This is a genomic window from Streptomyces palmae (assembly GCF_004684805.1).
GTDB lineage: Bacteria > Actinomycetota > Actinomycetes > Streptomycetales > Streptomycetaceae > Streptomyces > Streptomyces palmae.
Genome location: NZ_SRID01000577.1, coordinates 1 through 2,751 on the forward strand (window position 1 = coordinate 1; position 2,751 = coordinate 2,751).

At 75.6% G+C, this 2,751-nt stretch carries 2 protein-coding genes and 1 pseudogene; 1 reads left to right on the top strand and 2 read right to left on the bottom strand.

Features of this window, described 5'->3' with window-relative positions; translation table 11 throughout:
- The first annotated feature begins 136 nt into the window (after positions 1–136).
- Positions 137–619: a metallopeptidase family protein gene (locus E4099_RS31115; RefSeq protein ID WP_135342448.1), complete on the top strand. Its 483-nt coding sequence runs from the start codon at positions 137–139 to the stop codon at positions 617–619.
- 136 nt (positions 620–755) lie between these two features.
- Here the strand turns inward: E4099_RS31115 and E4099_RS31120 are convergent, their stop codons facing one another.
- A complete protein-coding gene (locus E4099_RS31120; protein ID WP_135342449.1) occupies positions 756–2,315 on the bottom strand; it encodes a DUF5719 family protein in 1,560 nt (519 codons plus the stop codon).
- Positions 2,312–2,751, bottom strand: a pseudogene (locus E4099_RS33375) (hypothetical protein); the annotation flags it as partial. The pseudogene E4099_RS33375 and the gene E4099_RS31120, both read right to left, overlap by 4 nt.

The window sequence follows — 2,751 nt, forward strand, 5'->3', positions numbered from 1 at the left end:
GGGCGGGGGACGGTGGCCGGGGGTGCGCGAGACGGCTGTTTTTGCCCTACGGGTGGCTGGAATGCTCATGCCGTGACCAGGCGCGGTGTCCGATTGCCCCCTGTCGGAAAGCCGGTGACAGCTACTCTCGTGAGTGATGACCAGGTCTGTACCGCCTCCGGCCGGGGGTGTCCCCAACCCGTCCGATCCGCGTCCGCGCCGCCGCGACCGGCACGGACGCGGTATGCGCGGACCCATCGCGCCCCCGCAGGTGCCGCTGTCGGCCAGCCGCGCGGACTCCTTCCGGGACCTGGTGCAGGAGTCGGCCGAGCGGCTGGAGCGGCGCTGGCCGCAGCTGGCCGCGGTGGAGTTCCTGGTGTTCGAGGTGCCGGGGATGGGCGGCGGGGAGCCGGCCGGCGCCACACTGCCCTGGGATGACGAGACGGTGCCGCTGGGCGGTTTCCTGGCCGGCCAGGGCGACCGGCGCGACCGGATCGTGGTCTACCGCCGTCCGGTGGAACTCCGCTCCAAGAGCCGCGACGAACGGGCCCTGCTGGTGCACGAGGTGGTCGTGGAGCAGGTCGCCGAGCTGCTGGGGCTCGCCCCGGAGTCGGTCGATCCGCGGTACGGGCAGGACTGAGGGCCGGCACGGGAACGCGGCTGGGGCCGGTGCGGGATACGGCTGAGCCGGTGCGGGAAGCGGCTGGGGGCCGCCGGCGGTCTGCCGGTCGACCCCCCTCCGTGAGCCGTCGCGGTCCCTCGGGCGGGCCGGGTCGTCAGTGGTTCAGCAGGGACAGGTCCTGGCCGGCTGCCGGGACCGCCACGGTGCCCCGGTCGTCCGGCAGGGTCTGGATGGTGAACATCGGAAGGCCGTCCTGGGTGAGGGCGAGCGTTCGGGCCGCGTGGACCGGACCGCCGGAGAGCCGCTCCACGGTGACCGCGAAGGCGCCCTTCCCGCCGGACGGCCGCGGGGGCGCCTTGGCGATGGTGGTGCCGGCCTTGATCGTGTAGGTCTCACTGGCCGGGCTGCCGCCGCCCGTGGCCGCCGAGGAGGTGACCCGTACCTTGGCCGTCTCCCCCGGCGCGGTCAGCGTCAGGGTGCTGCCCTTGGCGCGGTTGTCCGCCACGGTGCCGCGGGTGTCGATGGCCGGGGCGGCGGGGATGAACGCGGTCTCCTGCTTGTCCCCCTTGCCGCGGGTGATCCGCAGCGCGGCGACCACCGGGGTGCCCTGGCCGTCCGAGGAGGTGAGGATCAGCGAACCGGGCTCGCCCTTGGTGACGTCGCCGAGGTCCACCGCCGCCGTCATACCGCCCTTGACGTGCAAGGACGCATTTCCGGCGGGGGTGATGGAGCCGGACGGTCCGGACAGGCGCACCTTGAGGTCGGCGTCCTCGCCGGGGGCGAAGGCCACCAGCCGGACCCCCGTGGCGTCGGCCGGGATGCCGGGCAGGACCAGGCTCGGCGCGGGGTCCGCGGACGCGGGCAGCCAGTCGCCGCCGAGATTGGTGTCGGCCGCCTGCACGCTGGCGCCGACCCGCCCGGCCCGTGCCGTGACGTGCACGGTCAGGTTGATCTGCGGCTCCTTGGTCAGGGTGGAGAGCAGGAGGGCCACGGTGGACCGGCCGGGGACGTTGATCGCCTCGCTCGACCCGGCTTCCCCGTCGGCTCCGAACAGTTCCAGGTCCACCACCGCCGGGCCGCTGTCCGGGTTGGTCAGATGGATGTAGTCCTGCCGGTCGCTCGCGGTGCTGGCGGCCGGGAACCAGAAGTCGGTGTCCGGGGCGGTGCAGGAGGTGCCGAGCAGCCCGCGGCCCACGCCGGCGTCCACGGTGGTGGTCTGCTGCACCGTCCAGCCCGGCGCCAGCCGACCGTCCGCGGTTCCGGTCAGGGCGGACGCGCCGGAGCCCTCGGCGGTGTCGGTGACCGGTGTGCCGGGCTGTTCCAGCGGCACCATGGGCGCGCCGCCGGTCGTGGCCTTGCGCTTGCCCTTGGATCCGCCCTCGGTCTCGGTGTCGGTGTCCGTGTCGGTCGGGCCGGATCCGTCCGCGGAGCCCGCGGCGGGCAGCAGCCGCGCGCTGCCCTTCGCCGCCTGCTCGGCGCCGGCGCTCTTGGCGCCCTGCCAGCCGGGGCTGAAGGCGGTGTAGGTGGTCGACGCGACATCGGAGGCGCTCGGCGACGGGCACACCAGGCTGGAGCGCTCGACCGGCAGCCCGGTGGCCGCCGCGGCCCGGGTGCCGTCGCCGGAGTCCGAGGTCCCGCCGGCCACCGCCGCCACTCCGGTGACGGCGGCCAGCGCCGCGACGGCGGCGATCAGGGACAGGGTGGTGCGGTTCATCGCTGCTGCTCGCTCCCGTCGCGGGGGGCCTCGGGCCGGCCGCCGTAGGCCGGGCCGGGGTACTGGCCGGTCTGGTCGGTGTAGGGGTCGGCCTGGGAGGCCGTCACCGGGTAGCCGCCCGGGGCGTACTGGCCGTCGGGGTACGTGCCGTCGGCGGCACCGGTCCCGGGCGGGTAGGTGCCGTCGGCTCCCTGGTAGCCGCCGCCCTGGTAGGAGGCGTCCGGGTAACCGCCGGCCGGGTAGGAGGCGTCCGGGTAGCCGCCGGTCTGGTGGGGGGCCTCCTGGTAGCCGTACCCGGCGGACGGGTACGGCTGCTGGCCCTGCGCCGGCCAGTCGTCGTAGGCCCCGTCCCGCTGCCCGGGCATCGCCGGGTACGCGCCGGGGGCGGCGGATGTCTCGGCCGGGTAGCCCACCGCGGGGGGCGCGCCGGCCGAGG

Coding starts and splice junctions, on each gene's coding strand:
- E4099_RS31115 (WP_135342448.1), top strand. CDS start 137: ATGACCAGGTCTGTACCGCCTCCGGCCGGGGGTGTCCCCAACCCGTCC.
- E4099_RS31120 (WP_135342449.1), bottom strand. CDS start 2,315: ATGAACCGCACCACCCTGTCCCTGATCGCCGCCGTCGCGGCGCTGGCC.